General features: G+C 46.4%; 31 protein-coding genes. 11 read left to right on the plus strand and 20 right to left on the minus strand.

All coding sequences use genetic code 11. The features are described from left to right. Window positions 1–19 precede the first annotated feature (19 nt). The 6 genes from T2812B_RS01120 to rsmG are packed head-to-tail and all read right to left on the minus strand — an operon-like array spanning window position 20 to window position 4,555. On the minus strand, window positions 20–784 hold the full coding sequence (locus T2812B_RS01120) for a patatin-like phospholipase family protein (RefSeq protein ID WP_038050739.1): 765 nt from the start codon (window positions 782–784) through the stop codon (window positions 20–22). Further along, complete coding sequence (locus T2812B_RS01125; protein WP_008192707.1) at window positions 781–1,995, minus strand: S-layer homology domain-containing protein; 1,215 nt, start codon at window positions 1,993–1,995, stop codon at window positions 781–783. The genes T2812B_RS01120 and T2812B_RS01125 overlap by 4 nt, the downstream gene beginning before the upstream one ends. 60 nt (window positions 1,996–2,055) lie before the next feature. Then, window positions 2,056–2,487: a MarR family winged helix-turn-helix transcriptional regulator gene (locus T2812B_RS01130; protein ID WP_008192705.1), complete on the minus strand. Its 432-nt coding sequence runs from the start codon at window positions 2,485–2,487 to the stop codon at window positions 2,056–2,058. Window positions 2,488–2,491: 4 nt separating this feature from the next. Then, window positions 2,492–3,160, minus strand: coding sequence for a 16S rRNA (cytidine(1402)-2'-O)-methyltransferase (gene rsmI, locus T2812B_RS01135; protein ID WP_008192703.1), 669 nt, complete (start codon window positions 3,158–3,160; stop codon window positions 2,492–2,494). Between the two features lies 1 nt (window position 3,161). Beyond that, window positions 3,162–3,872, minus strand: coding sequence for a biotin/lipoate A/B protein ligase family protein (locus T2812B_RS01140; protein ID WP_008192701.1), 711 nt, complete (start codon window positions 3,870–3,872; stop codon window positions 3,162–3,164). After that, window positions 3,869–4,555: a 16S rRNA (guanine(527)-N(7))-methyltransferase RsmG gene (rsmG, locus tag T2812B_RS01145; protein WP_008192699.1), complete on the minus strand. Its 687-nt coding sequence runs from the start codon at window positions 4,553–4,555 to the stop codon at window positions 3,869–3,871. The genes T2812B_RS01140 and rsmG overlap by 4 nt, the downstream gene beginning before the upstream one ends. 47 nt (window positions 4,556–4,602) lie before the next feature. Between rsmG and T2812B_RS01150 the strand changes: the two genes are divergently transcribed. Continuing rightward, entirely contained in the window at window positions 4,603–7,161 is a 2,559-nt protein-coding gene (locus T2812B_RS01150; protein WP_008192697.1) for an FtsX-like permease family protein, read from the plus strand. A gap of 5 nt (window positions 7,162–7,166) precedes the next feature. Beyond that, on the plus strand, window positions 7,167–7,844 hold the full coding sequence (locus tag T2812B_RS01155) for an ABC transporter ATP-binding protein (RefSeq protein ID WP_004081034.1): 678 nt from the start codon (window positions 7,167–7,169) through the stop codon (window positions 7,842–7,844). Here the strand turns inward: T2812B_RS01155 and T2812B_RS01160 are convergent. Then, window positions 7,808–8,761, minus strand: a complete 954-nt coding sequence (locus tag T2812B_RS01160) for a protein-L-isoaspartate O-methyltransferase (protein WP_004081036.1) — start codon at window positions 8,759–8,761, stop codon at window positions 7,808–7,810. The genes T2812B_RS01155 and T2812B_RS01160 overlap by 37 nt on opposite strands. Before the next feature lie 42 nt (window positions 8,762–8,803). On the opposite strand from T2812B_RS01160, the gene T2812B_RS01165 reads away from it, so the two are divergent. Genes T2812B_RS01165 through T2812B_RS01200 form a run of 8 tightly spaced genes read left to right on the plus strand, consistent with a single transcriptional unit; the run spans window position 8,804 to window position 14,854 of the window. Then, entirely contained in the window at window positions 8,804–10,030 is a 1,227-nt protein-coding gene (locus T2812B_RS01165) for a competence/damage-inducible protein A (protein ID WP_004081038.1), read from the plus strand. Continuing rightward, on the plus strand, window positions 10,027–12,042 hold the full coding sequence (gene cheA, locus T2812B_RS01170) for a chemotaxis protein CheA (RefSeq protein WP_008192691.1): 2,016 nt from the start codon (window positions 10,027–10,029) through the stop codon (window positions 12,040–12,042). Before T2812B_RS01165 ends, cheA begins: the two co-directional genes overlap by 4 nt. A gap of 5 nt (window positions 12,043–12,047) precedes the next feature. After that, window positions 12,048–12,503 (plus strand): chemotaxis protein CheW, encoded by a 456-nt coding sequence (cheW, locus tag T2812B_RS01175; RefSeq protein ID WP_010865187.1) that lies wholly within the window; start codon window positions 12,048–12,050, stop codon window positions 12,501–12,503. A 3-nt stretch (window positions 12,504–12,506) separates the two neighbouring features. Then, the gene (gene cheY / locus T2812B_RS01180) at window positions 12,507–12,869 is read left to right on the plus strand and encodes a chemotaxis protein CheY (protein ID WP_004081049.1); all 363 of its coding nucleotides are present in this window, start codon (window positions 12,507–12,509) and stop codon (window positions 12,867–12,869) included. Between the two features lie 6 nt (window positions 12,870–12,875). Next, window positions 12,876–13,169 carry a flagellar biosynthetic protein FliO gene (locus tag T2812B_RS01185; RefSeq protein WP_004081050.1) on the plus strand — a complete coding sequence of 98 codons (294 nt, stop codon included), beginning with the start codon at window positions 12,876–12,878 and terminating at the stop codon, window positions 13,167–13,169. Further along, window positions 13,166–13,915 (plus strand): flagellar type III secretion system pore protein FliP, encoded by a 750-nt coding sequence (gene fliP / locus T2812B_RS01190; protein WP_004081051.1) that lies wholly within the window; start codon window positions 13,166–13,168, stop codon window positions 13,913–13,915. The genes T2812B_RS01185 and fliP overlap by 4 nt, the downstream gene beginning before the upstream one ends. A gap of 6 nt (window positions 13,916–13,921) precedes the next feature. Continuing rightward, window positions 13,922–14,188 (plus strand): flagellar biosynthesis protein FliQ, encoded by a 267-nt coding sequence (gene fliQ / locus T2812B_RS01195; protein ID WP_004081052.1) that lies wholly within the window; start codon window positions 13,922–13,924, stop codon window positions 14,186–14,188. Between the two features lie 12 nt (window positions 14,189–14,200). After that, window positions 14,201–14,854, plus strand: coding sequence for a YSC84-related protein (locus tag T2812B_RS01200; RefSeq protein ID WP_004081057.1), 654 nt, complete (start codon window positions 14,201–14,203; stop codon window positions 14,852–14,854). Window positions 14,855–14,871: 17 nt separating this feature from the next. Here T2812B_RS01200 and clpP read toward each other — a convergent pair whose 3' ends face one another. Genes clpP through dnaX form a run of 10 tightly spaced genes read right to left on the minus strand, consistent with a single transcriptional unit; the run spans window position 14,872 to window position 23,514 of the window. Further along, on the minus strand, window positions 14,872–15,483 hold the full coding sequence (clpP, locus tag T2812B_RS01205) for an ATP-dependent Clp endopeptidase proteolytic subunit ClpP (protein WP_029683460.1): 612 nt from the start codon (window positions 15,481–15,483) through the stop codon (window positions 14,872–14,874). Beyond that, the gene (gene tig, locus T2812B_RS01210) at window positions 15,455–16,732 is read right to left on the minus strand and encodes a trigger factor (protein WP_008192661.1); all 1,278 of its coding nucleotides are present in this window, start codon (window positions 16,730–16,732) and stop codon (window positions 15,455–15,457) included. Before tig ends, clpP begins: the two co-directional genes overlap by 29 nt. 26 nt (window positions 16,733–16,758) lie before the next feature. Further along, a complete protein-coding gene (locus T2812B_RS01215) occupies window positions 16,759–17,031 on the minus strand; it encodes a flagellar protein FliT (protein ID WP_008192659.1) in 273 nt (90 codons plus the stop codon). A gap of 5 nt (window positions 17,032–17,036) precedes the next feature. Continuing rightward, complete coding sequence (locus T2812B_RS01220; protein ID WP_008192658.1) at window positions 17,037–17,546, minus strand: holo-[acyl-carrier-protein] synthase; 510 nt, start codon at window positions 17,544–17,546, stop codon at window positions 17,037–17,039. Then, a complete protein-coding gene (locus tag T2812B_RS01225; protein WP_008192656.1) occupies window positions 17,543–18,193 on the minus strand; it encodes a tRNA1(Val) (adenine(37)-N6)-methyltransferase in 651 nt (216 codons plus the stop codon). Before T2812B_RS01225 ends, T2812B_RS01220 begins: the two co-directional genes overlap by 4 nt. Then, window positions 18,190–18,639: a GatB/YqeY domain-containing protein gene (locus T2812B_RS01230; protein ID WP_008192654.1), complete on the minus strand. Its 450-nt coding sequence runs from the start codon at window positions 18,637–18,639 to the stop codon at window positions 18,190–18,192. The genes T2812B_RS01225 and T2812B_RS01230 overlap by 4 nt, the downstream gene beginning before the upstream one ends. A 46-nt stretch (window positions 18,640–18,685) precedes the next feature. Then, a complete protein-coding gene (locus T2812B_RS01235) occupies window positions 18,686–20,650 on the minus strand; it encodes a bifunctional phosphoglycerate kinase/triose-phosphate isomerase (RefSeq protein WP_008192652.1) in 1,965 nt (654 codons plus the stop codon). A gap of 51 nt (window positions 20,651–20,701) precedes the next feature. Beyond that, the gene (gap, locus tag T2812B_RS01240) at window positions 20,702–21,703 is read right to left on the minus strand and encodes a type I glyceraldehyde-3-phosphate dehydrogenase (RefSeq protein ID WP_004081074.1); all 1,002 of its coding nucleotides are present in this window, start codon (window positions 21,701–21,703) and stop codon (window positions 20,702–20,704) included. A gap of 16 nt (window positions 21,704–21,719) precedes the next feature. Beyond that, window positions 21,720–22,076, minus strand: a complete 357-nt coding sequence (locus T2812B_RS01245) for a YbaB/EbfC family nucleoid-associated protein (protein ID WP_004081076.1) — start codon at window positions 22,074–22,076, stop codon at window positions 21,720–21,722. Between the two features lies 1 nt (window position 22,077). Further along, window positions 22,078–23,514 (minus strand): DNA polymerase III subunit gamma/tau, encoded by a 1,437-nt coding sequence (gene dnaX, locus T2812B_RS01250; RefSeq protein ID WP_004081077.1) that lies wholly within the window; start codon window positions 23,512–23,514, stop codon window positions 22,078–22,080. Between the two features lie 88 nt (window positions 23,515–23,602). Between dnaX and T2812B_RS01255 the strand changes: the two genes are divergently transcribed. Beyond that, window positions 23,603–24,172 (plus strand): lytic transglycosylase domain-containing protein, encoded by a 570-nt coding sequence (locus T2812B_RS01255; protein ID WP_010865186.1) that lies wholly within the window; start codon window positions 23,603–23,605, stop codon window positions 24,170–24,172. Here the strand turns inward: T2812B_RS01255 and T2812B_RS01260 are convergent. From T2812B_RS01260 to csaB, 3 genes are read right to left on the minus strand one after another with little or no spacing between them, the layout of a single operon-like run. Then, window positions 24,169–24,642: a hypothetical protein gene (locus tag T2812B_RS01260; protein WP_008192645.1), complete on the minus strand. Its 474-nt coding sequence runs from the start codon at window positions 24,640–24,642 to the stop codon at window positions 24,169–24,171. The genes T2812B_RS01255 and T2812B_RS01260 overlap by 4 nt on opposite strands. Then, window positions 24,639–25,256: a site-2 protease family protein gene (locus T2812B_RS01265; protein ID WP_004081080.1), complete on the minus strand. Its 618-nt coding sequence runs from the start codon at window positions 25,254–25,256 to the stop codon at window positions 24,639–24,641. The genes T2812B_RS01260 and T2812B_RS01265 overlap by 4 nt, the downstream gene beginning before the upstream one ends. Next, a complete protein-coding gene (gene csaB / locus T2812B_RS01270; RefSeq protein WP_004081081.1) occupies window positions 25,250–26,200 on the minus strand; it encodes a polysaccharide pyruvyl transferase CsaB in 951 nt (316 codons plus the stop codon). Before csaB ends, T2812B_RS01265 begins: the two co-directional genes overlap by 7 nt. Between the last annotated feature and the right edge of the window lie 60 nt (window positions 26,201–26,260).

Genomic DNA, 26,260 nt, shown 5'->3' on the forward strand with positions numbered 1-26,260 from the left:
CTGTCTCCACCGAACGAAATTACCAGGGTAAAATCACTCCCCTTAGATTTTTAAGTGCTTTTCTGTAGATTTCTTCGTACTTATCAAAGGCGTTCCAGGGCTCGTTCACATCGTGCATCACCACAAAATCCGCTTTTGAAAGTTCTTCCCTTTCCAGGAGTATCTCCTTCCACCTGTCCATCACAAAGAACATCTCGAAATGATTCTTAAATCCGTCTTTTCTCTCTCTGTTGAAAGCGGAAGCTACGACGAAGTCTGCTCCGAGTTCCCGCGCCTGAGAAACCGGTGTGGGTGCAAGAACCCCACCATCCAGAGAGGGAGTCCCTCCTATCCAGATCGGCTCGAAATATCCCGGCACAGAACTGCTCGCCACGACGGCATCTATTAGAAATCCTTCTGTCACAAGGAGAGAATCCATGTTTTCTGTATCGAAGACCACAACACCGAGCGTCTTCTTGCAGTCAGAAAATTTCTTTCTACCAAAAGCCTCTTTGAGAACAGAAAACAGCAGGTCCGCCTTGAAAAGAGAGCGCTGAAACAATCCTCTCCAGGTGTTCTCCGATTCCGTCTTTTTCAGGTCTTCGAAGTGTTTCTTCATGAGAGAAAAGGTGATGTCTTTCACCAAAGCGGGCTCTCCGTAGAGCGCGTACAGACCTCCTACAACGGCTCCTATCGATGATCCGGTGACCACATCGAACACGTCTCCAGATCTTTCCAGTAAAGCAACGTGAGCCGCCCCTTTGACTCCTCCCGCTGCGAACGCTATTCCCTTTGTCACGCTCATCGCCCCGCAAGAAGAATGATTCCCAGAAGAAGGGCAAGAGCACCGGCACCGATCACCATCAGCGTACTGGTATCCATCTGGAGCGAAGATTTCTCTTTTTCTTCCACCCTCTGGGAAAGTGCTGTCAAGTCCGAAGAGAGCCTTTCGATCTTCTTTGAAAGGTCGCTTACCTGCTTTTTCAGATCCTGGATTTCACTCTCCATTGTCGTTCTGTTTTGCTGATCTTCAGCGACGGATTCTTCCAGTCCGGAGAAACGTTTATTCAGGTTTTCCAGATCGCTTTTCAGGTTTTCCACGCTGGACTCCAGCATCTGAAATTTTGCTGTTATCTGAAGGATACTCTTTTCCAGATCAGAGACCTTTTCCTCCTGAGCGGAGACTCTGCTGGAAACGGCAGAAACCTTCTGGTTCATTTCGTTTTTCAGATTCACCACATCCGAGGAGAGTGAGTCCAATTCTTTGCGAAGCTGGTTCAACTCTTCTGAAAGACTTCCTGTTCTTCCCTTCAGCATGAGGATATCCTCGCCCGCGTCCTGTTTCCAGGTGAGAAGGTTGCGCGTGTCTGAACTGAGCTGAGTGATTGCTCCTTCAAGAGAGGTCATCTCTTTTGACACGTTTTCCAGATTCTTTTCCAGAAGAGTCAGTCTCGAGGTATTCTGTTGTGAACTCTCTTCAAGCTTCTTGAGGTTTTTTTCCACAACGTCTATTCTCCTCAGTATCTCCGAATCTATTCCAGCTGTTTCCTGCTTGAAGCTGGTGAAAGCCAGCGATAAATTGTTGAACGCTTCTTCCAGAGAATCGATCTTTGTCTTCAACTCTGAAACTTCACTCGCCGCGGAGGTAATTTCGAGTACAGCAGAATCGACACGAGAGTTCAAAGAATTGTAGTTCTTTTCCAGATTGGAAGTTCGTTCATCGAGAGCGATTGTGGCTGCTTTTACAATATCGAGCTCATCGAGCAGCGGGAGCTTTTCTTTGAGTTTTTCAAGTTCGAATCTCATGACCAGTCTGTAGATGTACTGCGCCACGTCGTATCGAGTCACGAGGAGCGCTCCCCTGAAGTTCCCCTTGTCATCGAGCTCCATGATGCCTGCTTTCACCACGTAGTTCACGGCTTCGAAAAACGGAGAGTCTGGTTCTAAATCCTTTATATTCTGTGAAAGCAGGAGAATGCTTATCACTACCAACCCAAGAACAAGGATCTTTCTCAAAGACTTCACCTCCCTCTTCAACCTTAAAACATCCTTGAAAACACCCCGTGAACGGCCGGTTTATTGTTTGGAAAAATTTCTCTCCATAACGCCCTTCAACTCCTTCAGATAGTCGAGTATCTTTGAGGATTTTTCTTTACCAAGATCGCTTGTGATCTTCTCGATGAAATTCTCCCTTCGTTCGATGACCTTTTCTATGACCTCCTCTCCTTTTCTCGTTATAACCAGAAAGTAGGCTCTCCGGTCCGCGGGGTCTGGAGTGCGCGTCAGATAACCGTCCGCCTCAAGTCTTTTCACCAGACCGGTCACCGTGCTCTTCGCAACTCCCAGCAGAATACTGAGTTCTCCTGGACGTTTGGGACCTTCGAAATAGATCTTCTGAAGAATGTCGAACTGAGCCGGTGTTATGCCGAAGTCTCTCAACACCTTTCTGCCTTCCACCTTCACCATGAAACAGATCTCTCTGAGAATTCTTTCAAAAGGTTGCTTCACGTTCTCACTCCTTCCCAGATAGCACCACTGTAATCTCACCGAGAGGTTTCTTCTTTTCAAAGTGAGAAATGGCCTCGCTCACCTTTCCTCTGAAGAATTCCTGATGAAGCTTCGTCATTTCTCTTGCGATGAACACTTCTCGATCCCCAATTATCTCCAGAATATCTCTCAGAGTTGAGAGTAACCTTTCCGGTGACTCGAAGAACACAATCACTCTGTTTTCTTTCTTCAAGGATTTGAGGAGTCTTCTTCTATTTTTTCCACGCGGCAGAAAACCCTCGAAGATGAATTTCGAACCTGGAAATCCGCTCACCGCGACGGCACTCGTCAGAGCACTAGGTCCCGGAACGATATCCACCTCTATACCCTCTTTCCAGCACCTTTCTACAAGATTGTATCCTGGATCGGAGATCACCGGCATCCCCGCGTCGCTGACAAGGGCTATTTTCTTCTCCTCTTTGAGAAGCGGCAAAACTTCTTTTATTCTTTTCTTCGAATTTCTCTCGTTGAACGAAAGAAGAGGTTTTTTTATTCTGTATTTGTTGAGAAGAACCACGGTCCTTCTGGTATCCTCTGCGAGTATCAGATCAACCTCCCTGAGCGTCTTCAAAGCCCTGATGGTGATATCTTCGAGGTTCCCTATAGGTGTTCCCACTATGATCAGCTTCCCCAAACTATCTCCTCCTCACCTCATAAAGAGGGGTTCTTTCCCTCGCTTCTTTCAACATGCTGCCGTCCAGCTGTATCTTCCTCGAAGTACCGAAAACCTTCTCAAACTGCGCTAAGATTCTTTCTTCCAGAGCCTTCACATCAACATCGTAGAGATCCAGGATGCCCTTCAAAGGAGGAACGTCCTCGCCAAAGATGGTTTTCAGAAGATCGATATCCTGCTTCAAAACTATGGATCCATGTTCAACGATGGACTCGGCCGTTCTGAACTGGGCACTTCCCACCACTTTGACACCGTTGATAACGATCTCGTACCTCGACGGAGCATCAAAACAAAGCGCCGTGTTCCCCCGTCTTTCGCTTGACAACTCAGCGGGCACCCCGACTTTTACTAGAGCGTCCCTTATCAAACTGTGTACCAGTCTGTGAAATTCCAGAACAGAAAGCTTACCGGCATCCATTCTTCTGGGAACCGCAAGACAATAGGTTATCTCGCGGTGATGGAGCAGAGCCCTGCCTCCAGAAGGTCTTCTCACAACATCTATCCAATCAGGAACGTTTATTCCGTCTTTCTTTTGAAAACGACCCAGAGAAACAGTGGGCCTTTCCCAACCGTAGAGCCTGAACAACACCGCGTTCATCTTTGCGGACCACTCCGTCATCAGACTGTCGATGGCCATGTTCAACGCACCAGGGAAAACACCTTTTTCAATCACAACAAAGGTCTCTTGAATGGTACACCCACCCTCCTTGGATATTTTTCAGGAGAACTCTCGTATTTTCTGAGTATCAGTAGCGCCCTTCTTTCACCGGTTTTTAGAGAATACTCTCGTACCTCTTCGAGCTCCACCTTCAGCTCCTTCATGGCTCTCTGCGCCTCTTTCAGTTCCTCTCTGTACGAAGGCCCTTTGTAGAAAAGAAGTTTCCCACCAGTTTTCAGTGCTGGAGCGCAGATCTCCACCAGAATGTTCAATCGTGCCACGGCTCTGGCTGTGACGTAATCGAATTCCTCTCGCCTCTCTTTAGAGAAGTTCTCTGCCCTTTCTTTGACAACAGAGACATTTTCCAGATCCAGCTTTTCTATCACTCCTCTGAGAAAATTCACCGACTTTTCTCTTGAATCCAGAAGTACCACCTTGAGTTTCGGAAAAAAGATCGCTAAAATAAGCCCTGGGACACCATTGCCTGATCCCACGTCCAGGAGTGTCCCTTTCAGTTCTTCTTTCAAAGGAAGTAGAATTTCTACAACATTTTTATGGACAGCAGAGTCTAAATCCCTGTGAGCAGTGAGATTGTAGGGAACTCTCAGGAGTTCCTCGATGTACTTATCTACCTTTTCTATCTGCGGTTCTTGAAATCTCAGTCCGTACTCGAGAAGAATGTTTTTTACTGAATCCAAAAGCGACACCTCCGAAGAAAATTCTAACATTTGTGGAGGGAACATCTGTGATTCTGAAAATCGCTCTGAGAAACTTCACAAAAAATTTGAAGATCTCCCTCGTTGTGATCTTAGGATTGGCAATCAGCCTGTCGCTGGTAACGGGAGCGCTTTCTCTTTCGGATTCGATAAACGTGTGGAAATGGGAAAGGATAGAAGAAAACTTCGGCAACGCAGATGCCGTGGCGGAGCCAAAAAGCCCTTCCTTTCTCTTTTTCTCCTTCGCAACCTCAAAAATCGACGATTCTGAAATAGAAAACCTGAAAAAACAGGTGAAAGGTGTTCTTCCAGTCTCAGAAGGTAGTGCCAGGTTGAACAACACTCTGGACGTTCTCGTGATAGCCACAGAACCGGAATACCTCTCAGATTTCGTTGGCGAGTCACTGACTTTGAATCCAGGAGAGGCCATAGTTGGAAAGTCCATCGCAGAACTGATGAACCTGAAGGTGGGAGACAGAATCACACTGCTTTTTTCATCGGGGAGTAAGGAATTCACCGTTGTAAAAATCGGTGAGAAAGGTTTTTTGAATTTCAAAGGCGAATCGGCGAGCCTCTCGGGAACTGTTTTCATCAACGTGAAAGATTTTGACGGAGTTTTTCCCACGAAGTGTTACCTTCACTACGATCTTCCGGTTGAAAAGCACGAAGAAACAACCATAGAAACAAATCTTAGGGTGAGGAATATAAAGTACAGCTTTCTCAAATCTCCGATTAACAAGTCCCTTGCTTACGTAACACTCGCCTTTTCCGGTATTTCGATCTTCGTTGGTTTCCTGGTTTTTTACATGTTCTGTGAGGACGTGATAAGAGACAGGAGCTCCACACTCGTGACTCTGAGAAAGATAGGGCTCAGAAGAAAAGAAGAGTGGGGAATACTGCTTCTGGAAGGATTCATGTACTCTTTGATGTCGGCATCAGCGGGTGTGTTGATCGGAATTTTCGTCGGAAAGTTTCTTTTGAGCCGTTTTCAGGAAGTCGTCGATGTGATCTCATCTTCGTTTTTCCACATTGATAAAATAGGATTTCACCTTTCGATCAGAACGCTCCTTCTTTCCCTTGGACTCGGGGTTCTTTTCCCGATGTTCCTTTTCTTTCTGAAAGCGAGAGAAATAACTGGAAAACCGCCCGTTTACAGAGAAATGGGAGAACAGCTGGATGTCTCCTGGAAACTCGTGATCTTTGCTGTGCTTTTGAGCTTCGTTCTTTTCTTCTCCGAACTTCGGGTGTTTTCTGTGGTTTTTCTGTCACTGATCATCGCCATCAAACTCAGAAATCCATTCATCATGATGGCTCTCGGTACTTTGAATCTCGGTATGGGATTCTTTTCCAGTTTGAACCTTCAAAGTGAGAAAGCCTTCATCTTTTCATCTCTGAACAAAGGGTCCGCCATTTTCTTTGGTGTGACTCTTCTGGTTTTTTCGATGGTTCTTCTTTCAAAAAACGTTTTCAACAACCTCATGTCCAGGGGAAATCTTTCCCTACTGATAGGATTGTCCTACGTCCAGCGCTTTCCAAAGAAAGGAATCACAGTTTCCCTGACCTTCGCTTTCCTGATTTTCTCCGTCACTGTCTTCAATATACTATCGGCCAGTGCGGACCGATTCGTTCAAGAAAAGGTGAAAGGAGGACTCTTTGGATACAACTTTCTGGTTCTGGAAAATCCATTCAGGTCCTTGTTGGCGAAAACATCTCTTCCCGTCCACGAGGAACTGAAAGATCCTTCCAGAGTTTACCTCTGCACTTTGAAAACGGAAAGAGGAGAAAAAATGATCGCTTTCGTCGATGAATCGTTCTTTAGAAACTCAACGCTGAAGCTTCTCCGGGGATCTGCGAGATCTCTGGAAGCCTCTGATACCGCCTTGATAGGAGATCCCGTTGATCTTGAAGAAATAACAGGTACTCTGAAGTCCATCCTTCCACTTGGTGGAAGAAAAGAAGTTAAGTTTAAAGTAGCGGGGATCTACAACAAAAACGATTATCTGGTTCCGATCGACATGATTGCACCAATCTCAAACGCCCCCAGCGATGTAAAACCCTTATCGCTGCTTCTTGGAAGAGTTGAAGAGAGCAGTGCTTCCAGCGTGAAGCAGTTTTACCTTTCAAAGTTTGCCTATCCTTTCTTCTTGGATGAAGAATTCAAAAAACTCTACGGCGGAATAGAGGGGCTCGTCAGCGTGATAAAGTTCATTTTCCTGTTTGGATTCTTATCCGCCTCCTCCGGGCTCTTACTCTTCGTTCTGAAATCGTATTTTTCCAGGATAAAGATAATGGGAACACTCCGTGCCGTGGGGATGAAAATAAACCAGCTGGTAGCTTCTTTCCTGATAGAACACCTTTTCTTCCTCTTCGGAGGAATACTCATAGGTACCGTCTCAGGTGTTCTCATGGGGTATTTCGTTTCAGAAGCGATGTCTGAAAGCCTCGGAACTTTCATGGTTTCCGTACCAACAGCTTCTATCCTTCTTTCGCTCCTCACAGTGATCGCCCTTGCTTCAGCCGTTATGGTGATACCGAGCCTCATGATGTCAAAACTCTCACCACTCGAAGCCATGAAGGAAGGAGAGTGAAGGCTTTGATCGAGGTTCACAATCTGTGGAAGGAATACAATGGGAAAGAGAAAGTAACAGCCTTGAAGGGTATAAATCTAAGAATAAACACGGGAGAGTTTGTTGTGATACTGGGCCCCTCCGGTTCTGGAAAGACAACGCTTCTGAATTGTCTTTCTGGTGTGGATCGCCCTACAAGGGGAACTGTGATAATCCATGGAACAGACCTGTACACGCTCTCAGAAGAGGAAAGAACGAGGTTCAGAGCGGAAAACATGGGGTTTGTGTTCCAGTTCTTCAATCTCGTTCCTGTCCTCACCGCCATTGAAAATGTGGAACTACCTCTGCTCATTCTGGGTGTGAACAGAAAAGAGGCAAGAGAACGAGCCTTCGAAATCTTGAGGAAAGTGGGGCTGGCTCACAAGTGCGACAGGTTCCCCGAAGAACTCTCCGGAGGGGAAAAACAGCGTGTCGCCATCGCGAGGGCCATCGTCCACAATCCAAAAGTCATATGGGCAGATGAACCCACCGGTGCTCTGGACAACGAGACGGGGAGAATGATCATAGATCTTCTGATGGAAATGAAGGAGAATTCCACACTGGTGGTCGTGACTCACGATGAAAGAATAGCAGAGAAAGCGGACCGGGTTATAAGAATAAGAGACGGTCAAATAGAACAGGATATATGTGAAAAAGCGTTGTAACCCACATGAAGCATGAGATACTCGAAGCTCCTGTAGCCGCAGCTTTCCCACTGAGTTAAAAGGTTCTCTATCTCTGGAGCGTCCCCGTAGATTCTCATCCTGTCATCGAGAAACTCTACCACGCCGTTTGGCCCAGCGTAGTAGAACGTTCCATCAATCTCTGTGAGTCTCCTGGTGAGGAGATCCACCAGCTCCACGAAGATATGAGAACGTACGAGTAAGATCTCTCTGTTGAATGGAAATTCTCTCAAAAGCTTTCTGTTCCTCTCGAGAAGATTTCCGAGATTGCCCCCTGCCGTTATGAACCTGGTTTCCAGTTTGTAGTTTCCCACAAGATACGGATCCTTTTTTTTGAACAGGAAAGCGGGCTGTCTTCTTGAAAGTTTCAAATTGATAGGTACTATAACCCTCCCACCTTCCTTGAGCTGAGTGAACCACGTCTCCGGCACTTCATCCACACCAACTGTTACAAAAATAACATCGTACGGGGAAAACTCCGGAACACCGTAGTATCCATCGCCACAGACAAAAATAACGTTCTCTATTCCAAGGCGTTCCACGTTCCTTTTCGCGATCTCGCAGATTTTCCTCGAATATTCCACGGAGACCACAAGGCCTTTCTCACCCACAACTCTGCTCATCACGGCAGCGTTGTAACCCGTTCCTCCGCCTATTTCGAGGACTCTCATTCCTTTGTCCAGACCCACCCACTCCATAAACAGCGCCATCAAAGAGGGCTGACTGGAAGTGCTGTATTCTTCTCCATCATCGTAGGAAACCAGAACGATATCCTCGTAAACGTAAGAGAGTGGGTAGGACTTCGTCAGGAACTCCTCACGGGGTATTTCCAGAAAAGCCTTCGCGATGTGATCGCTCACACCGTACTTTTTAAGAATCCAAAAGAGCTTTTCTCTCATAACATCCCCCTGTGTGTTATCATATCACTGAGGAGGGATCGTATGAAGAAAGCAGCGATCATCACTATCGGAAGTGAACTGCTGGAAGGTTTGATACTCAACAAAAACGCACAGTTTCTCTGCCAGGAATTGAAGAATCTGGGATATAGAGTTGTCAAGGTATCAACGGTAGGAGATGATTTGATCTCCATCTCAGAAGAAGTGAAAACCCTCCTTCTCAAGGTCGATCTACTCATCCTCACAGGAGGACTCGGCCCCACACAGGACGATCTCACCCGGGATGCAGTCGCAAAAGTGCTGAACAGGAGTCTCAAACTCAATGAAGAACTCCTCTCGAAGATAAAAGAGAAGATAAAAAAATACCATTCTGAAATACCGCAGAACATTGAAAGACAGGCTTTAGTAATAGACGGTGCCGAAGTTCTGGACAACCCTGTGGGAAGTGCTCCAGGACAACTCCTCACTGTGGATGGGAAAATCGTGATTCTCCTGCCGGGACCTCCCAGAGAGCTGATCCCCATGTTCAACGCACTGAAAGATCGATTGAGAACTCCAGATGCCCTGTATCAGGTTGTTTTGAAATACTACAGCATTCCCGAAGCCGTTCTCGAAGATCTTTTGAAAGATATTCTTTACTCCCAGAACATAGTGGAAGTAGCCACCATGGCCGATCATGTAGAAGGAGTACGACTCAGATTGACCACCCATATGAAGAACAAAGAATATCTGGACGAGATGGTGAAAAAGATTCTCGATAAGACTGGCGAACACCTCTACGGTGTAAACGACGAAAAGATGGAAGAAGTCGTGGTTAGACTCCTGAAAGACAGGAAAAAAACGCTCGCCGTTGCAGAATCCTGCACGGGTGGCATGCTCTCATCTTTGGTGGTGAACGTGCCGGGGGCTTCAGAGGTTTTCATAGGAGGTGTGGTAGCCTACAGCAACGATCTGAAAAAACACATCCTCGGTGTTAGAGAGGACACTCTCAAAAAACACGGTGCGGTGAGCGAAGAATGTGTACAGGAGATGACGGAGGGGCTAAAAAAACTCACCGGTGCAGATATCTGCGTCTCTATCTCCGGAATAGCAGGCCCATCAGGTGGTACTCCGGAGAAACCCGTAGGTACAGTTTTCATAGATATCTTTGAACATGAACACATTACTATGAGGTATAATTTTACAGGCGATCGAAACATGATAAGAACCAGATCCGCTATGATGGCCCTGGAAAACCTCAGAAAATACTTGAAGGGGCGTGAAAGAGTATGATGGAAGAATATCTCGGAGTGTTTGTCGATGAGACAAAAGAATACCTTCAAAATCTGAACGATACCCTCCTCGAATTGGAGAAAAATCCCGAAGATATGGAACTCATAAACGAAGCGTTCAGGGCTCTTCATACCCTGAAAGGAATGGCAGGTACAATGGGGTTTTCCAGTATGGCGAAGCTCTGCCATACCTTAGAAAACATCCTCGATAAAGCCAGAAACAGCGAGATAAAGATAACTTCCGATCTCCTCGATAAGATCTTCGCGGGGGTCGATTTGATAACCAGAATGGTTGATAAGATCGTCTCCGAGGGAAGTGACGACATCGGAGAAAACATAGACGTGTTCTCCGACACCATAAAAAGCTTTGCATCATCGGGAAAAGAGAAGCCTTCAGAAATCAAAAATGAAACGGAAACAAAGGGTGAGGAAGAACACAAAGGAGAATCAACAAGCAATGAAGAAGTCGTAGTTCTTCCTGAAGAAGTTGCCCACGTTCTTCAGGAAGCGAGAAACAAGGGTTTTAAAACGTTCTATATTAAAGTGATTCTCAAAGAAGGAACGCAGTTGAAATCCGCCAGGATTTACCTTGTTTTCCACAAGCTCGAGGAACTGAAGTGTGAGGTTGTGAGAACGGTTCCTTCAGTTGAAGAGATAGAAGAAGAGAAATTCGAAAACGAAGTGGAGCTCTTCGTAATCTCCCCTGTGGATCTGGAGAAACTCTCTGAAGCTCTGTCGAGCATTGCCGATATAGAAAAGGTAATAATAAAGGAAGTAACCGCCGTTACCGAAGAATCAGGGGCTGAGAAAAGAACCGAGAAAGAAGAGAAAACTGAAAAAACTGAGGAAAAGGCCGAAAGAAAAAAGGTTATTTCGCAAACAGTCAGGGTAGATATAGAGAAACTGGACAATTTGATGGACTTGATGGGAGAACTGGTCATCGCAAGAAGTAGAATACTGGAAACGCTCAAAAAATACAACATAAAAGAACTGGATGAGAGTTTGTCTCATCTCAGCAGGATCACCTTAGACCTTCAGAATGTTGTGATGAAGATCAGAATGGTTCCCATCTCCTTTGTTTTCAACAGATTCCCTCGAATGGTGAGAGACCTTGCCAAAAAGATGAACAAAGAAGTGAATTTCATCATGAGAGGAGAAGACACAGAGCTCGACAGAACGTTCGTTGAAGAAATTGGCGAACCCCTGCTCCATCTCCTGAGAAACGCCATCGACCACGGTATAGAACCCAAAGAAGAACGAATAGCCAAAGGAAAACCCCCCATTGGAACACTCATTCTCTCGGCACGTCACGAGGGAAACAACGTGGTAATAGAAGTCGAAGATGACGGAAGGGGTATAGACAAGGAAAAGATCATCAGAAAAGCCATAGAAAAGGGACTCATAGATGAATCAAAGGCCGCTACCCTTTCTGATCAGGAGATTCTGAACTTCCTCTTCGTTCCGGGATTTTCCACAAAGGAAAAAGTCTCCGAAGTGTCCGGAAGAGGTGTGGGGATGGATGTCGTGAAAAATGTGGTGGAATCTTTGAATGGTAGCATAAGCATAGAAAGCGAGAAAGATAAAGGAACAAAAGTTACGATAAGACTACCGCTCACTCTGGCCATCATTCAGGCGCTCCTCGTCAAAGTCAACAATCTCGTCTACGCGATTCCGATAGCGAACATAGACACAATACTCAGCATTTCAAAAGAGGATATTCAAAGAGTTCAGGACAGAGATGTGATAGTCATAAGAGGAGAAGTGATACCCGTTTACCGTCTGTGGGAAGTGCTTCAAATAGAGCACAAAGAAGAACTGGAGGAGATGGAAGCGGTTATTGTGAGGGTAGGAAACAGGAAGTACGGTATCGTCGTAGACGATCTTCTCGGTCAGGACGATATCGTGATAAAATCTCTTGGAAAGGTGTTCTCTGAGGTGAAGGAATTCAGCGGAGCAGCTATTCTCGGTGATGGTAGTATAGCGCTGATAATCAACGTCTCCGGCATTGTATAACGGGGGTGAAAACATTGGCGGATGCTTTGAAAGAGTTCGAAGTTCTATCTTTCGAAATAGATGAACAGGCACTGGCTTTTGATGTCGACAACATAGAAATGGTGATTGAGAAATCCGATATAACACCTGTGCCAAAATCAAGACACTTCGTAGAGGGTGTGATCAATCTAAGAGGAAGAATCATTCCTGTGGTGAACCTTGCGAAGATTCTGGGTATTTCATTCGACGAGCAAAAGATGAAGAGTATAATTGTCGCCAGAACGAAGGATGTAGAAGTGGGATTTCTTGTTGATAGAGTCCTGGGAGTCCTGAGAATAACCGAGAATCAGCTCGATTTGACAAATGTGTCCGATAAATTCGGTAAAAAATCAAAGGGTCTTGTAAAAACCGACGGAAGGCTCATCATCTATCTGGATATCGACAAGATAATCGAAGAAATAACCGTTAAGGAGGGTGTGTAAAAGATGGGAAAGAGAGTTTTGATAGTCGATGATGCAGCGTTCATGAGGATGATGTTGAAAGATATCATCACAAAAGCGGGATACGAAGTTGCAGGGGAAGCAACAAACGGTCGTGAAGCCGTTGAAAAATACAAGGAACTCAAACCGGACATCGTCACGATGGACATCACCATGCCGGAGATGAACGGTATCGATGCGATCAAAGAGATCATGAAGATCGACCCCAACGCAAAGATCATCGTCTGCAGTGCCATGGGACAGCAGGCAATGGTCATAGAAGCTATAAAAGCTGGAGCGAAAGACTTCATTGTGAAACCCTTCCAGCCTTCCAGGGTGGTAGAGGCTCTCAACAAGGTTTCGAAGTGAAATCCCATGAGTGGGATTCTGCAGTTTCTTCTGGCTTTCGGAATAGTTCTCTTCTTTCTTCTTCTGGTTTACTATTTTGTGAAGCGGGGAACCTTCATTCAAAAGGGATCCAGCATTTCCGTTCTGGAGAGACACTACCTGGATAGGAAAACTTTCATCGCCATTGTCAGGGTAATCGATGAATATCTCGTCATTTTGGTAACAGATTCCGGTGCCACCGTCATAAAGAAACTGGAGGACTACGAAGAAAAATCTTTTTCCAGTATGTTCTTCAAAAAGCTGGGGAGAAAAATTAAATGAGAAAGCTTCTTCTGATTCTTTTGATCTTTCTTCCCCTTTTGTATTTTTCTCAGGAAATACCTTTTCCTTCGATATCCATAGGTGTAAGACCTGCCGAAGAACCAGAGGACCTCGTCGTTACTCTCGAGATCCTTCTCGTACTCACCGTTCTGGCACTTGCACCCTCCATCCTCGTTCTCTTCACCTCATTCACACGCATAATCGTTGTCTTTTCACTCTTCAGAAACGCTCTTGGAACGCGTCAAACTCCTCCTAACCAGGTTATGATAGGTCTTGCCCTTTTTCTCACATTTCTCATCATGCAGCCCGTCTGGAACGATATCTACAACAATGCCATAACGCCGTATTTGAACAAAGAAACAGGCTATCAGGAGATGTTTCAACGGGTAAACACCCGTATAAGAGAGTTCATGATCAACGAACTGAAGAATCACCACAACGAGGATAACGTTTTCATGCTCGCGAAAAACTCCGGCATTGAAATCGCAAAAATCGAAGAAGCACCGAATGCCGTTCTGATACCAGCCTTTGTTCTGGGAGAACTGGAAGTTGCCTTCAAAATGGGAGTTGTTCTTTACGTGCCTTTCATAGTGATAGACATGATAGTGGCCAGCATACTGTTAGCGATGGGAATGATCATGATACCTCCGGTTTTCGTTTCTCTGCCGTTCAAAATTCTCATTTTCGTCATGGCAAACGGCTGGGATCTGCTTGTAGAAGGGCTGATAAAGAGTTTTGCGAGGTGATTTGCCGTGACCATTGAGGTCTTTCTGGATATAATGAAAAGCGGAATAAGTCTTCTGCTGGAGATCATCGTACCACCCCTCGTTGTGAGTCTCATCGTGGGGCTTGTGATCAGCATCTTTCAGGCCGTCACTCAAATCCATGAGCAGACGCTGATGTTCGCTCCAAGAATAATTGTGCTGTTTCTCACGATCCTGTTTCTGAGCGGCTGGATGGCGCAGAAAATCCTCGACTTCTTCAGTGAAATGCTTCAGAAGTACTTCCAGATGATCTGAGGAGGTGATGAGGTGAAACAATTCCTCGTTGCTTTAACGATCCTCACATCTTCGCTGTTTTCTTTCGCAAGTGCGCTTGATATAATCGATGAATCGTTCCTCGCACTGAAAGAGTTTCTCGATCAACCGGACAGCGGTGCGTTTCTCTCACTTCTCGAGAGGGCCAGGGGCATATTCATCGTGCCCAAATACCTGAAACTCGGCTGGGTACTGGGAGGGCAGTACGGCCAGGGAGTGCTTTTGAAAAGAGACCCAGAGACGAACACCTGGTACGGCCCTCTGTTTGTGAAAATGTACGGATTGAGCTTCGGTCCGCAGATAGGATTTCAATCAGTTTCTCTCATAGCCGTCATCATGGAAAATGTCGATGCCTTCGCCGAAGGAAACATCACCCTGGGAGGATCACTGAGCGTCGCGGCGGGACCTCTTGGAAGAAGACTCAGCGCCGATTACAATCTTGACGCTTCCGTCTATTCGTATTCAATAGCACGTGGGTTCTACGCGGGTTTTTCCTTAGAAGGGGCAAAGATAGACGTCGACTTAGATCTCACAAGGGAGTACTACAACGTGTACAGAATCGAACCTGAAGAAATACTGAGAAGAGAAGTCTCGGGAAGGGCAGAAAAGATCGTAAACCTTCTGAACGAAAAATTGACAGAAGAATAGGGCACCTTCCGGTGCCCTTACTCTCTTGTGCTGACGACTTTATCGACTATCCCGTACTCTTTCGCTTCTTCTGCACTCATGAAGAAATCTCTGTCTGTGTCTTTTTCTATCTTTTCAATCGGTTGTCCCGTGTGTTTACTCAGAATTCTGTTGAGAAGATCTTTTATTCTTAGAAGCTCCCTCGTGATGATCTCCACATCCTTGGCGGGTCCCTCAGCACCACCGAGCGGCTGATGTATCATTATTCGAGCGTTCGGGAGTGCGTACCTTTTTCCCTTTGCACCGGCCGCGAGGAGCACTGCCGCCATGGAAGCCGCCTGTCCCACACATATGGTTGAGACATCGCACTTTATATACTGCATCGTATCGTAGATAGCGAGCCCCGCCGTCACAGAACCTCCGGGGGAGTTTATGTAGAGGTAGACGTCTTTATCCGGGTCCTCCGCCTCCAGAAACAGAAGCTGAGCTATAACCAGGTTCGCCACATGATCGTCTATGGGGGAACCAAGAAAAACAATTCTGTCCTTTAAAAGCCTCGAGAAAATGTCGTAGGCTCTTTCGTACCTTCCAGTAGACTCAACGACTATGGGAACGTATTGATCAATTATCTTCTTTTCCTTCACCGTCATCACCCTCTCCTTTTGGTTCAACCACCTTCACCTTGACTTCCTGAAGTAACAGATCAAGCACTTTTCTCTTCAAAATGGCCCATCTCAATTCTTCTCTGAGGTCTTGCCGTGCTTTGACAAGGCTCTTAGCACGATCAGGAGAGATTCCCCAGAAAGGAGCGAGTTCCTCCGCTTCTTTCTCGAGTTCCTCATCGCTCACACTGATACCCTTCTCCTGTGCGAGAACCTCTATCACCCTGTCTCTCTTTATGTCATCCAGAATTCTCTCCTTCAGTTCTTCTCTGAATTTCTCCTCGCTCTCATACGAACTCACGATCTGTTCGTACCTTCCTTCTCTCTTCAACCTGTTGATCGCTTCGTTAACGAGTATCTCCAGAGTCCTATCAGATATCTCGATCTCCACAATTTCAGGGAGTTTCTCAAGAAGTTGCTCTCTCATGCTCTCTTTCATTTCCACATCGTAGATCTCTTTTCCCTCTTTCTTCAGAGATTCTTTCAGCTGTTCCAGTGTTTCGAATTCGTTGTTCACTGACTTTGCAAGTTCATCACCGATCTCTGGAAGGGTGCGTTTGTACACTTCTTCCACTTCGAGCTTGTATGTGTACTTCTTTCCCTCGTACTCCCTCTCAATTTCCACAACGTCGCCTTTCTTCTTTCCCACGAGGTCTTTCACAAAGGGTCTGTCTTCGTCCTCACTTATCACGTATTCGTATTCACGAGAGGTGAGTTTTTTTCCCTCCTCGTTGTACACTTCCATGTTCACTCTCACGAGATCTCCCGCTTCAGCGGGTCCTTCTTTGGGCTCGAGGAGAGCGTGACTTTCTCTGAGATCCTCTATTCTCCTTTCCACGTATTTTTCCAGGACCTTTTCCTCGTCCACTTTTTCCACTTCTATCTTCGAAATGTCACCTATTCTCACTTCCGGTTCTTCATGAACCTCCACCACCACTCTGGCAGTGACGTCCTTCAGTTCTCTTTCGGTCACTATAGGAGACAAAATGAGCTTTCTGTCTTTGAGCGTGTCTGGTATGAGGTCCATGAGAAAGTCGAGCGTGTACTCCTGAAATTCTTCACCGAGCTTCATCTTCAGGACATTCTTTGGGATTCGTCCCTTTCTAAAGCCCGGAATCTCCACTCTCTGGTTCAAGTATCTGACCGCTTTGTCCTCAGCCTGCGCGATCTCTTCTGCTCCAAAAACGTACTCCAGCACAACACGGTTTTTGTCTCTTTCAAGCTCCTTCACTTCCATTACTGTTCATCCCTCCTGTCGTGTTTTTATCCTCTTCCTAAGGTATCTCCTCTGGTCCATATATTCTTTTGAAGAGACGATTTGGCTTCTCTGATAACATTGATCTCCTGAAAAAGCGCTGTTTTTCTCTTTTCGATGATTTCCAATCTTTTTCTGTCCTTTTCAAGGATCTCAGACAGTTTGTCCTTTGGGAGTCCTTCCATCAACTCTTTCCTTTTATTCAAAAGAGAAAGAAGCGTTTCATAGTCTTCCTTCTCAATCGCTTCGTCTATTTTTCTTTCTATCTCATCGATGTTCATTTCTCTCACTCTCCGATGAGGATGTTACCATACCTCACAAGCCTGCAACCCGAGCTTTCCAGCAGTTTCTTCAAAGTAAACGGTGGGAGTGAAGTCTCTATCTCCCACCCTTCGACTGACCTTTCAAGGACTTCGAACCTTTTCCTCAAAAAGCTCTCGTCACCTTCTACAATGATATCACCTTTTCTTTTTTCGAGAACAACAAGAGCCACAACAAATCTATCGTGAGAAAGTGAAACATGAGCGTAGTTGAAGAAGCCAAAATCCTTGTGAACACACACAACTGGTTTTCCGTTGCTTTCCAGAAATTCCACATCTGTGAAGCTGTGTCCATTCAAACCCGTTCCCAGAGCCTTGAAAAAAGCTTCCTTTAGAGCGAATCTCCCTGCAATGAATTCCCTCCTGCGCTTTCTCGTCAGGAACAGTCTCTTCTCCGATTCACCAAGGATCCTTTCTGCGAGTTTTTCCGGAACTCTTCCTATCTCCAGGACATCAACACCCACACCGACTATCATGAAAGAATCACCGGAGGATCTACAATCAATCCCCTTTTTCCGTTTTTCCTCAATCTCAAAAGAACAAGAGTTGCAGCCTTTTCAATTTTACCATGGACAAAACACATTCTCTTGGGCTCCAGTCTGAAAGACACAAACATTTCCAGCCACTCCATGAGGTTCTCCGGTGAAAGAACGTAGACGGCCGTTCCTCCATTCTTCAAAAAACGAAACGTTGCCTGGACGAATCCTTCTATGTCTCTCCTTTCGATGCTCCGGGTAGAGGCTCTCAAACGGTTGGGACTCTTAACCTTTGTGTGATGAGGAGGATTCGAAACAACCATGTCGAAAGACTCCGGAGGAAAGGAAAGCTCTTCCACCGAGGAGTTCACGAAAAAGACTCTTCCTTCGAGTTCGTTCAACGAGATACCTTCGAGGGCTTTTTCGTACAGCTCCTTTTCTTTTTCCACTCCGACCACTTTCACGTTGTAGAGCTTTGCGAGGGCAAAACTCACCGTTCCCACACCGCTTCCAAGCTCCAGAACGCTTTTGACGTTCTTAGACGGCCTCGCGTACCACACAAGAAGAGAAGAAGCGTGAGTGGGTCTGTGCTGAGGTCCCGCGTCCACTATCTCGACACACCTGATGATATCGGGATCGAACTTCATAACGATTCCAGAATCTCTCTGACCATCTTGTTCACGAGTTTCCCGTCTGCTCTTCCCTTCACCTTTGGCATCACTACCTTCATGACCTTCCCCAGATCCTTTGGGGAAGAAGCACCCACCTCGTTTATCGCTTCCATGACGATCTTTCTTATCTCGTCCTCCGAAAGCTGTTTTGGAAGGTACGACTCTATGATTTCCAGTTCCTTCCTTTCCTTCTCCGCGAGTTCTTCTCTGCCGTGTTTTTCGTACTCCTCTATAGCTTCTCTTCTTTTCTTGGCTTCCCTCATCAATGCTTCCGTTACTTCTTCATCCGTGGCTTCCTTCATCTTCTCCACTTCCAAGTTCTTCAAGGTTGTGAGTATCATACGAAGGGTGTTCACCCTTACCATGTCTTTGTTTTTCATGGCTTCTTTCAGATCTGACATTAGTTTCTCCTTCAGGGACATGTCCGAATACCTCCTCCCAAAAATCGAGACCCCGCGGGGCGGGGCCTCAGGAAATCACACCTCTCATTATTCGTGCAAGTTCTATGAAAGACTCTTTGAGACTCGCTCCTCCAACGAGACCACCATCTATATCCTTCTGAACGATGAGACCGAGGAAATTGTCCGGCTTTATGCTTCCACCGTAGAGAATCCTTATCGATTCCGCTGTTTCCTCGTCGTACATCTCCGAGAGCAGCTTTCTTATGAACGCGTGTACTTCCTGTGCCTGCTGTGGTGTCGCCACCCTTCCTGTCCCGATTGCCCAGACTGGCTCGTAAGCTATTACCACTTTCTTTGCTTCCTCTTTGTCGAGACCGTAGAAACCTTCTCTCACCTGTTTTTCCACAACACAGAAAGTGAGTCCTTTCTCTCTTTCCTCGAGTGTTTCTCCAACGCAGAGAATAGGAGTCATACCTTTTTCAAGCACCGCTTTCACTTTCCTGTTTATGAACTCGTCGTCTTCTTTGAAAATACGCCTTCTCTCGGAATGTCCCACGATCACGTATTCAACGCCGATCTCTTGCAGCATGAGAGGAGAAATCTCCCCGGTGAACGCTCCCTGGTCTTCGTAGAAAACGTTTTGAGCTCCCAATTTGATGTTTCTACCAGAGAGTATTTCCCCCACTTCAGATAGAGCTGTGAACGGAGGACAGACCACTATTTCGAACTCTTTCACGTCGTGAAGTTCGTTCACGAGCAGCGACACAAACTTTTTCGCTTCCGAGATCGTTTTATGCATCTTCCAGTTCCCAGCGAGGATCAGTTTACGAGTTATTTTTTTTTTATCCGCGATGCTGGCAATACCAGGAAGTTCTTTTCCTTCAAGGAATTCGAGAGAAGCCCCTCCGCCCGTTGAAACGTGGGAGAATTTGTCTTCCAGACCGAACTTGTTCACCGCCGCGGCGCTGTCTCCTCCACCCACAACGGTGATCGCTCCCTTTTCCGTGAGCGCTGCGATCGCAAGTGCGACCTGCTTCGTGCCTTCAGCGAAATCGTCTATTTCGAAGACTCCCATTGGCCCGTTCCAGACAACGGTTTTTGCATCGGAGAGCTTCTGCTTGAAGAGCTCAATTGTCTCGGGTCCTATGTCGAGGCCCATCCATCCTTCGGGTATCCCGTCGTCGATTCTGACAACCTTCTTTTCCACACCGGGTTCGATCTTCTGAGCGATAACGGCATCAACGGGAAGAACGATCTCAACACCCTTTTCTTTCGCTTTTTCGAGGAGTTCTTTTGCGAGGTCGATCTTGTCTTCTTCAACCCTGGACGATCCAACCTCTTTGCCAAGAGCCTTCAGGAAGGTGAACATCATGGCTCCACCTATGAGAATTCTGTCGGCTTTCTCCATGAGGTTCGTGATGACGCCGATTTTGTCAGATACCTTTGCTCCTCCAAGAACCACAACGTACGGTTTTTCTGGATTATAAGTCACCTTGGAAAGGAACTTTATCTCTTTTTCCATGAGGAATCCCGCTACGCTGGGAATAAACTGTGCGATTCCAACGTTGGAAGCGTGTGCCCTGTGCGCCGTTCCGAAGGCATCGTTCACGTGAATATCGGCGAGGCTAGCCCAGAACTTCGCGAGTTCAGGATCGTTCTTGGTCTCTCCCGGGTGGAATCTGGTGTTTTCAAGGAGGAGAACCTCTCCCTCTTTGAGCTCCTCAACGGCCTTTTTCACCTCATCACCGACAACAGCGGGAACAAACTTCACTTCTTTTCCAAGAAGCTCAGAGAGTCTTTTGGCGACAGGTGCGAGGCTGAACTCTGGTGAAGGTTCTCCCTTGGGCCTTCCAAGATGGGACAGGAGTATCACCTTTGCACCCTGTTCAAGAGCGTACTTTATCGTTGGAAGGGCGGCTCTTATTCTCGTGTCGTCCTGAACGACCCCATCCTTCACTGGAACGTTGAAGTCCACTCTCATTATGACTCTCTTGCCTTTCAGATCAACATCTCTTATGGTCATTTTTTCCATGTTCGCACCCCCTTTTTGAGTCTGAGAAGGGCGGGAAAACCCGCCCGTTCTTCACATCTTGAGGAGCAATTCGAGTGTATCGACAACTCTGTTGCTGTATCCGTACTCGTTGTCGTACCAGGAAGCCACCTTCACGAGCTTTCCACCGATAACGTTGGTGATTGTGGCATCGAAGATACCGGAGAACGTCGTTCCAATGATGTCGCTGCTCACAATGGGTTCATCGTTGTATCCGATGATTCCCTTGAGTCTTCCCTCTGTGGCTTCTTTCATGACAGCGTTGACTTCCTCGACCGTGGTTTCTTTCTCGACCAGAACTGTAAGATCGGTGATGGATCCATCGGGAGTAGGTACCCTGATAGCCATACCATCGAGTTTGCCCTTCACTTCAGGAACAACGAGCGCAACTGCTTTTGCGGCACCCGTGGTTGTCGGAATGATGTTCACCGCAGCTGCTCTTGCCCTTCTCAGATCTTTGTGAGGCAGGTCGAGAACTCTCTGGTCGTTCGTGTAAGAGTGAACAGTCGTGAGCATTCCGCTGACGATTCCAAACTTCTCATGGAGCACCTTCACGATGGGTGCAATGGAGTTGGTTGTACAGGACGCACAGGAAATGATGGTGTGTTCGGGTTTCAGCTGGTCTTCGTTACAACCGATAACAACGGTGATGTCTTCTCCCTTGGCGGGCGCTGTGATGATGACTTTCTTCGCTCCAGCCTGCAGGTGAAGTTCTGCCTTTTCTCTGTTTCTGAAGACACCGGTGGATTCGATCACGAAGTCAACACCGAGGTCCTTCCAGGGCAGTTTCGAAGGATCGGGTTCCGCGAAGACCTTGATCTCTTTTCCATCGACGATTAGAGAGTTCTCGGTGTACTCGACTTTACCGGGGAACTTCTTGTGAACGGAGTCGTACTTCAGAAGGTGTGCAAGGGTCTTGGTGTCTGTCAAATCGTTAATAGCCACTACTTCGATGTCGGGATTCTTTCTTTCGTAGATGATCCTGTAGACGAGCCTTCCTATCCTACCGAAACCGTTAATAGCCACTCTTGCCATGCTCTTTCCCTCCTTCTCACATCAATCCTGGTATTCCAAATTGCTGAGTTATTTTGCTCATCTCCTCTTCACGGCGTTTTTCGATCTTTTCCATGACTTCGTTCATTCCCGCTATCAGAAGATCCTTCAGCGTATCGAAGTCTTCTTTCAAATCTTCGTCTATTTCTATATCCTTGACTCTCCTATCACAGGTTGCAACGATTCTGACGGCCCCTCCACCAACGGAAGCCTCTACTTCTATCTGTGAAAAGCTCTCTTCGAGTTCCTGGATTTTTTTCTGGAGCTCCTCCTGCATTCTGGCGAAGTCCTTCAAAATCTTTTCCTGCTTTCCCCCACCCAGACTCTTTCCACCAAAACTCTTGATCTTTTTCAAATTATCCCTCCTGTTCAAACAATCTCAGGATCTTCTGAGAAACCTTCTCGATTGTTTCTTCTTTTCCCATCAGTCGAAGTTCAACTTCTACTTTTTTCCCGAGTTTTCTAGAAAAAATGTTTTCCAGCTCAGGCAGTTTTTTCTTCATCAACTCGTAATGCATAGCTTTCGATGAATCAAAAGAAATAATCACCTTTTCTCCGTCAAACTGCACCTCTGAGAGGCTGAGAGCGACAAAGATAGAGAGATCGCCCTTTTCTTTCAGTTCTTCCATGAGTTCTTTGAAGCGTTTCTCGAACTCGCTGTCTTCCTGTTTTTCTTCTTTTGCCTTCACCGTTTCTTTCTTCTCTTCTTTCTGCTGTACATTTGAATTATCGTTTTTTTCTCTGACATCGTTTTCCTGAACGTTTGTGGTGGAGAACCTCGTCGCTATGTAAGCCGAACCCACTTTACAGACGAGTCGTTTTTCTTCGGCGAACTTTATCTCTCTCAGAAGATTCAGAAGTTGTCTCGAAACCTGAACTATATCGTTCGCTGAAACCTGGTAAACCCCTCTCTCCCTTTCCAGGTCTTCGACCAGATCCTCGACTGCTTCCTGAATGAGCACCTCGTAGTCCTTCCCGCTGTAATAGACGTCGTCGAGAACGGTGAAGACCCTTTTCACATCACCAGAAAAGATAGCGTTCACGTAATCGCGAACAACCTGTATCGGTATCAACCCGAGCGCCCTGTGTACCGTCTCGAGATCTATCTTTCCTTCCGAGAACTTCCACACCTGCTCGAGCATGGTGAGCGCGTCTCTCAAGCCTCCAGAGGCTCTTTTTGCGATGAAGCTCAGAGCTTCCCTGTCTATCTCTATTCCTTCAGCCTCCGCAACTTCCTGGAGCCTCTTTTCGATGAGCTCGTCGGGAATGTTTCTGAACTCGAAAACCTGACATCTCGAGATAATCGTGGGAGGAACCTTCTCAAGGTTTGTCGTTGCCAGCACGAACACGACGTGGGAAGGAGGTTCTTCGAGTGTTTTGAGGAGCGCGTTGAAGGCTTCTTTCGTGAGCATGTGAACTTCGTCTATTATGTAGACTTTGTATTTACCTTCCATCGGCCTGTATCCAACGGCGTCTCTGATTCTTCTGATCTCGTCTATTCCTCTGTTGGAGGCCGCGTCGAGCTCTATCACGTCCATGAAGGTTCCCTCGTCTATCTCTCTGCAGGCTCTGCAGGAATTGCAGGGTTCAACTCCCTTTCTGTTCTCACAGTTCAGGGATTTTGCGAGAATTCTGGCAAGAGTAGTCTTCCCCGTTCCCCTCGGACCGGCGAATATGTATCCGTGGGCCACGCTGTTCTTCTGAATAGCACCGATTATTGCCTTCTTCACATGATCCTGATTGACAACCTCAGAAAAAGTCTTTGGCCTGTACTTCCTGTAAAGAACTTCCACAGAATCCCCCCATGTTATAATCGAATTGCATCCAGCCTTTATTATACCAGAGGAGACATTAAGAATGATTGAACAGAGGAGGAAAATCGTGAAAAAAATAACTATCCTGATCCTGGTGCTCATGGTGATTCCTGTTTTTTTGAGCACCGTTCCTTCTGAAAACAATATTTCCTTTCGCGAGATCAACTCCATCGCGGTGAAGGAATGGTTCAAAGAACTGGTCAGATCAAGAAGAGCCTCCTACAAACTGAAAAGCGATGAAGAATTCCTCGAAGACCTGTGGAAAACGATAAACAACGTGGCAAAAGAGACGAATTTCGATCCTATTCTCATAATATCCGTCATAGATGTGGAAAGCGACTTCAGAAATGTTGTGGGCTTGTACGGAGAACTCGGCATGATGCAGATAAAGAAAGAGACGGCGGAGATGGTGGCGAATCTGTACGGTCTGGAAATCCCAGAGTCAGGCTGGACAGAGCTCGTGTGGAACTACCGGTTGAACATAAAGTACGGAGCCCATTACTTGAAATATCTCTTCGACAAATTCAACAACTTGAGACTGGCACTCGAGTACTACAACGGTGGAAACAGCAGAAAGTCCTACGCCCAGAAAATACTGGAAACGTACGAAGAGTTCAAGAAAGAACTGGGAATCTAGACCTTCGAGTATACCTTGCCGGAAGAGTCCTGGACCACACGGAGAACCAACTTCTCCACTTCCAGTTCTTCGAGTTTCTTGCTGTCCGGAGTTTTATAAATCACCCTCCTCGTTCCCCTGATTTCTTCAAGGGGCTCGAACAACACTCTGGAAAACCTCTTCGTGGCAGAAAAAGGACGCACTCTCTCCAGAATCACACCGTTCACTCCCAGAAGAAAGAGTCTTTCCAGGAGCTCTTCAGTCATCTCTTGAAACTGAAGCTTGTTCTTCCTGAACGTTCCCAATACCACTATTTCTCCCGTCAGGTCGTAGAGCTTTGTTCCTTCGTATCTTTCGTATTTTTCAAGGATGTCCACAACGCTTCTGTCCATAACAACGATCTTTCCCGTGTAGTAAACCACATCTCCTGTCTTCAACTTTCTTATGACGTTCAGAGACACAGGATATTTGAGTACGATCAAAAAAATCACCTCACGATCATCCAAACAAAACCATCGATGAACCTCACAAAGGGATTCATAACGAGTGGTATTATCCAGAGCACGAGCAGAGCGATCATGAAGAGAACCCCGTACACCTCGTATTTTACCAGCCACTCCATATACCTGTCGGGAAGAAGAGAGGCGAGAATCTTGCTTCCATCGAGAGGTGGTATGGGAAAAAGAGAAAAGAGCGCGTACGTGAGGTTGTACTTTGCGGCTTTCACCATGAGAAACCACCAGAAATCCTCTTCGGGAAGATGCGAAGCGATCAATCCACAAAGAAAGAAGAGGATGAAGCTAACGGCAGGACCGAGCAGTGAGATTTTCAAAAGATCCTTCTTCTTGTTTTTGAGCTTCCAATAGCGAATGGGCACGGACCTTGTCCACCCGAACTCGAAGAGGATGAAAGAAATCGTTCCCAGTGGATCGAGATGAACGAAGGGGTTCAGAGAAAGCCTTCCGGCCTGCTTCGGTGTGGTATCGCCGAGTTTGTAGGCTACAAAGCCTTTGATGTACTCTCTGGGAGTGGCGACTATGAGCACCGCGAGGAACCCTGTGAGTATGTTGCCCAGTGTGGGAACGATTATCCTCATGTTCACCATCCTTTCAGGACTCCTTTCAGCATCTCCTTCATCTCAATCGCGTCGTTTTTCATTTTCTCTTTCAGTTTCAATTCTTTCTTCAACACAACGGGAACCTTCAAAGAGATTTCCAGAGGATCTCTCTTTGAAAAGAAATGATCCTCTTTTGTGTATCTTGCGAAAAATCTTCTCGCTTTCTGACAATCGACGATAATGAACGGTATTTCAAAATACGCCGCCACAAGCGCCGGGTGGAACCTCTCCGTTATCACAATGGACGAACTCACTATCTCTTCGAGCAAGTTCTCTCCATTTCTGAGAGGTGGAAGATAGGAGTGATCCCCTGGAAAAGCCGTCGATATGACAAAGTCGTTGATTCCCTGATCCCTGAGGCTCTTCAAGATATACGACACATCCATCGGAGATTTCAGGAAGAACACAGCTTTCTTTTCGGTTTTCTTTTCCATATCAGACTCCATGAGGTGGATTATAGCCGGATCTGTTCCGAGCACCGCATTTCCACCAACCATTTTGACATACCTGTAAGAAGCGGGATCGCGCGCTATGAAGACAGTCCTTTTATCTTTGAAGACGTCCCACACGAGCTTTTTTGAAAGTCTTCTTCTCAACGGTCCCACGCTGTTTCCAAAGAATATGAGAGGTTTGTCCATGAGAAGTGAAGCTTTTGAAATCGAGTAGTAATAGAGAAGGCTCCGGAGACTGGTAACGTCCTGGAACAATCCTCCTCCACCCGCTATGGAAACCTGAGATTTCTTCAAAAGAGAGAGTAGCTTGATCGAATATCTATCGACAGAGGTAACCCCCATGGATTTTTTCCCCTTCGGCAGGGGTGTGTATATGGTCCCGAATCCCAGCTCCCTCAGAAGATTCACACACGCTTTGAACATCAGTTCATCTCCGAAGTTGTCGAAGCCGTAGTATCCCCAGAGAAAGGCCGTTGCCAAGGAAAACCACCTCATTGTGTAGAAGAATACTCTTGGAGAATTATACTACACGAGGTGAAA

Origin of the sequence: Thermotoga sp. 2812B, assembly GCF_000789335.1 — a bacterium.
Taxonomy (GTDB): Bacteria; Thermotogota; Thermotogae; order Thermotogales; family Thermotogaceae; genus Thermotoga; species Thermotoga maritima.

Coding starts and splice junctions, on each gene's coding strand:
- T2812B_RS01120 (WP_038050739.1), bottom strand. CDS start 784: ATGAGCGTGACAAAGGGAATAGCGTTCGCAGCGGGAGGAGTCAAAGGG.
- T2812B_RS01160 (WP_004081036.1), bottom strand. CDS start 8,761: ATGAGAGAAAAGCTCTTTTGGATTCTTAAAAAGTACGGTGTGAGCGAT.
- T2812B_RS01165 (WP_004081038.1), top strand. CDS start 8,804: ATGAAGAAAGCAGCGATCATCACTATCGGAAGTGAACTGCTGGAAGGT.
- cheA (WP_008192691.1), top strand. CDS start 10,027: ATGATGGAAGAATATCTCGGAGTGTTTGTCGATGAGACAAAAGAATAC.
- cheY (WP_004081049.1), top strand. CDS start 12,507: ATGGGAAAGAGAGTTTTGATAGTCGATGATGCAGCGTTCATGAGGATG.
- T2812B_RS01185 (WP_004081050.1), top strand. CDS start 12,876: ATGAGTGGGATTCTGCAGTTTCTTCTGGCTTTCGGAATAGTTCTCTTC.
- fliP (WP_004081051.1), top strand. CDS start 13,166: ATGAGAAAGCTTCTTCTGATTCTTTTGATCTTTCTTCCCCTTTTGTAT.
- clpP (WP_029683460.1), bottom strand. CDS start 15,483: ATGACGGTGAAGGAAAAGAAGATAATTGATCAATACGTTCCCATAGTC.
- tig (WP_008192661.1), bottom strand. CDS start 16,732: ATGGAAGTGAAGGAGCTTGAAAGAGACAAAAACCGTGTTGTGCTGGAG.
- T2812B_RS01215 (WP_008192659.1), bottom strand. CDS start 17,031: ATGAACATCGATGAGATAGAAAGAAAAATAGACGAAGCGATTGAGAAG.
- T2812B_RS01220 (WP_008192658.1), bottom strand. CDS start 17,546: ATGATAGTCGGTGTGGGTGTTGATGTCCTGGAGATAGGAAGAGTTCCG.
- T2812B_RS01225 (WP_008192656.1), bottom strand. CDS start 18,193: ATGAAGTTCGATCCCGATATCATCAGGTGTGTCGAGATAGTGGACGCG.
- T2812B_RS01230 (WP_008192654.1), bottom strand. CDS start 18,639: ATGTCCCTGAAGGAGAAACTAATGTCAGATCTGAAAGAAGCCATGAAA.
- T2812B_RS01235 (WP_008192652.1), bottom strand. CDS start 20,650: ATGGAAAAAATGACCATAAGAGATGTTGATCTGAAAGGCAAGAGAGTC.
- gap (WP_004081074.1), bottom strand. CDS start 21,703: ATGGCAAGAGTGGCTATTAACGGTTTCGGTAGGATAGGAAGGCTCGTC.
- T2812B_RS01265 (WP_004081080.1), bottom strand. CDS start 25,256: ATGGTGAACATGAGGATAATCGTTCCCACACTGGGCAACATACTCACA.